General features: G+C 45.7%; 2 protein-coding genes and 1 pseudogene. 2 read left to right on the top strand and 1 reads right to left on the bottom strand.

The features are described from left to right. Positions 1 to 1,022, bottom strand: a pseudogene (locus VIM72_RS13245) (S9 family peptidase); the annotation flags it as partial. Between the two features lie 170 nt (positions 1,023 to 1,192). Between VIM72_RS13245 and pfkA the strand changes: the two are divergent. Together pfkA and pyk are read left to right on the top strand one after the other, a co-directional pair. After that, entirely contained in the window at positions 1,193 to 2,173 is a 981-nt protein-coding gene (gene pfkA, locus VIM72_RS13240; protein ID WP_142683182.1) for a 6-phosphofructokinase, read from the top strand. 12 nt (positions 2,174 to 2,185) lie between these two features. Next, positions 2,186 to 3,673, top strand: coding sequence for a pyruvate kinase (pyk, locus tag VIM72_RS13235; protein ID WP_332003306.1), 1,488 nt, complete (start codon positions 2,186 to 2,188; stop codon positions 3,671 to 3,673). Positions 3,674 to 4,013: the final 340 nt, after the last annotated feature.

Genomic DNA, 4,013 nt, shown 5'->3' with positions numbered 1-4,013 from the left:
CCCTGGAGCGCCTCTTTCTTTTCAGGCACAATTACTTTCCAGTTGGCTTCAGCCGGATTAGCGGGGTCGATCAGCACAATTTTATAATTAGGTGCATTGTGATTGGTACGCACCAGTAATTTATCACCATCATTATCTATTACCTCCGGCTCATTGGCAAAACCTTTTACCAGCAGACTGAATTCTTTTTGTGCAGGATTTTGCAGATCACGGAACCAGAGCTCCCGGCCGGATGTGCCTTCAGAAGTTCCGAGGATGAGGAAACGTTCGTCTTCCGTTACCTCTACACCCGCGTTGCGCAACGGGTGTTCTTTATCCACATAAACCAGTTCATCTTTTTCCTGCGGATCACCGAGGCGGTGGTAATATACTTTCTGGAATTCGTTCTTTTTGGATAGTTTGCTTTGTTCATCGGGCTTATCATACCGGCTGTAGTAGAAGCCGTTCCCTTTCCACGACAGGCCGCTGAACTTCACCCATTCCAGTTTATCGGCCAGGGGCTGACCTGTTTCCACATCCATTACGAAACCTTCCTGCCAGTCGGATCCTGCTTTAGAGAGCAGGTAAGCAAAATATTTCCCGTCTTTTGAAAACGACATGGAACCCAATGCGGTAGTACCTGCTGCAGAGAGTTTGTTAGGATCCAGGAAAACCTCCGGTGTACCGCCTAAAGTGGCAGAGCGGTAAAGTACCGACTGGTTCTGCAGGCCATCATTTTTAAAGAAGTAATAGTACCTGCCGTGTTTGGCGGGTGCGCCATTTTTTGGATAGTTCCATAATTCTTCCAGTCTTTTCCGGATTTCGGTGCGGAAAGGGATGCCGGAGAGATAATTTTCTGTTACCTTATTCTGTGCATCCACCCATGCCTTTGTTTCCGCGCTGTGATCGTCTTCCAGCCAGCGGTACGGGTCTGCTATCTGTGTACCGTGATAATTATCAACGGTATCCACTTTCTTTGATTCGGGATAAGTTAATGTTTGCTGTTGTGCCATTGCTTGTCCGGCTATTAAACTCACGCTCATAAGGATCCACCGTTTATTATTTTTTTTTAACATGCGTAATGTTTTTTGAAAAATTTATCTACTTTGTTGATGGAAATTAAAAATTTAGGTTATTTCATCAGATAACAGTTAGAAAACAATTGCAAAATGTTATTTTTGTGCGCCTTTAAGATATTTTTTTAGCAATTTATATGAAAAAACTGAACAACATTGCAGTCCTTACATCGGGGGGAGATGCCCCTGGCATGAACGCCGCCGTTCGTGCCGTTGTAAGAACGGGCATTTATCATCAGCTGAATGTGTATGGCATTATGTACGGCTATAGGGGAATGTTGAAGAACGAGATCTTCCCGATGGAGTCAAAGTCCGTTGCCAACATTATTCAGCGCGGAGGCACCATATTGAAGACCGCCCGGTGCAAAGAGTTCTATGAATATGAAGGGCGAAAAATGGCTTACGAGAATCTGAAAAAACACAACATTGACGGGCTGGTAGTAATTGGTGGAGACGGCTCGTTTAATGGTGCGCAAAAGTTCAGCCAGGAATTTGATATTCCGTGTATAGGCTTGCCTGGTACTATTGACAAGGACATTGCAGGAACCGATTCTACGATTGGGTTTGACACGGCTGTGAATACAGCGGTAGAAGCCATCGATAAGATCAGGGATACTGCCGATGCGCATGACCGTTTGTTTGTAATTGAGGTAATGGGCCGCGATGCCGGCTACATTGCATTACACAGCGGTATTTCCACCGGTGCGGAGCACATTCTGCTGCCTGAGCGCAAAACCGAAGTAAATGACATTATTGAAGAACTGCAGGCGAACGAACGCCGCAGAAAACTGGTTAACCTCATTGTAGTGGCCGAAGGCGATGAAACCGGCGGTGCTACTGAAGTTGGTCGCATTATTAAAGAAAGGTGCCCGCAAATGGATACCCGGGTAAGTATCCTCGGGCATATCCAGCGAGGCGGCGCTCCCACCTGCACAGATCGTATTCTGGCCAGCCGCCTGGGCTACGCAGCTGTAGATGCCCTTCTCGAAGGCATCCATAATGTAATGATCGGTGTTGTCAACGACAAGATCCATTACACTCCTCTTGATAAAGCTGTAAAAGCCAAACAGGAAATTGACCCCGAATGGTTTAAGATTGTTAAAATTCTTGCGAGTTAAAAAATTAGACTTATGAGTACAAAGGATCTTTCGAAATACTATCACAAGCAGATGGATAACGCTGCGGGTAGAGAACACTCTTCGCACAAAACAAAAATCGTGGCCACTGTAGGCCCGGCGTGCGACACCTATGAAGGCCTGCTGACACTGGTTAAAGCCGGTGTTAACGTTTTCCGCCTCAACTTTTCACATGGCTCGCATGAAGACAAACTGCGGATTATTGAATATATCCGTAAGATCAATAAAACAGAACCTTACACGGTAGCCATCCTGGCCGATTTACAGGGACCGAAGCTGCGCGTGGGCGAAATCGAGAACAATGCACTCCCGCTGAAGAAAGGCGACCTGCTCACCTTCGTTAACGAAAAGCTGGTGGGCAATATGGAAAAAATATACGTTTCCTACCCTGACCTGTATAAAGATCTTAAGGTTGGCCAGAAAATTCTGCTGGATGATGGTAAAATTGAAACCATTGTAAAAGAAATTACCGCCAACGGTGAAATCAAAGCAGAAGTTAGCCTGCCAGGCGTGTTGTCCTCTAAAAAAGGCTTCAATCTTCCTGATACAAAAATCTCCCTTCCTGCGCTTACAGAAAAAGACATCATTGACCTGGAATTCATTATTGACCAGGAATGCGACTGGGTGGCACTTTCCTTCGTAAGAAGCGTGAAAGACCTCACCGATTTGCGTAAACGCCTGGAAGCACGCAATTCTAAAATAAAGGTGATCTCTAAAATTGAGAAACCTGAAGCGATACAGAACCTGAAAGAAATTATCTGGGAAAGTGACGGCGTGATGATTGCCCGTGGCGACCTTGGTGTGGAACTGCCGGTAGAGCAGATCCCGATGATCCAGAAAGACATCATCCGCAAGTGTATTCACCGTGCAAAGCCCGTTATTGTGGCAACACAAATGATGGAAAGCATGATGGACCGTACCCGTCCTAACCGCAGTGAAATCACCGACGTGGCCAACGCCGTACTGGAAGGCGCCGATGCAGTAATGCTGAGTGGTGAAACCGCTACCGGTATGTTCCCGGAACTGGTGATCCAGACCATGAACAAAATTATCCAGGAAGTGGAAAAAGAAGCGATCATTTACAACCGTAACCTGATCCCTCACCGTCACTCTCCTACCTTCCTCAGCGATGCACTGTGCTACAATGCCTGTAAAATTGCGGAAGACCTGGATGCTGATGCTCTCATTGGTATGACCCAAAGCGGCTACACCGGCTTTATGCTGAGCAGCTACCGTCCACGCAGCCCGCTCTATATCTTCACGAAGGAAAAGTCGCTGGTAAACCAGCTGAGCCTGAGCTGGGGCGTACGCGCATTCTACTACGAAGAAGAAGAAAGCCTGGATGATATCGTGTTTGACCAGATCAACATCCTGAAAGAAAGAGGATTTATTAAATCGGGAGATGTAGCCGTTAATACCGGTAGTACCCCTGTTAAAGAACATCTTCCCACTAATATGCTGAAAATCACGAAAGTGGATTAATAAGCTATAAGGATTTAGCAATACAGCGGAGAGGAAGATAGTTCCTTTCCGCTGTTTTTTTTTGCAAGGGAGATAGTGCGATGTTGGTACAGCAAAAAGGAGGCATTCCTTTCCACTGTTTTTCTTGCAATGGAGATAGCGTGATGTTGGCAATTACAGCGAAAAAGCATTTCCTTCCATCGATTTTTTAATAAAAAATATATACAGACTTGTCTGTTTAATTAATTTATCCTAACATTGCATCATGAAAGAACAAGGTGCAAAAGAGAGAATTTTACAAACAGCCAGCGAATTGTTTTACCAGCAAGGCTACCAGGCCACCGGTATTAACCAGATCATC

The sequence above is a fragment of the Chitinophaga sp. genome (assembly GCF_036569185.1).
In the GTDB taxonomy this organism is placed as follows: domain Bacteria; phylum Bacteroidota; class Bacteroidia; order Chitinophagales; family Chitinophagaceae; genus Chitinophaga.
Note: the sequence above shows the minus strand (reverse complement) of the source record. Positions and strands in the feature narration are given on the sequence as shown.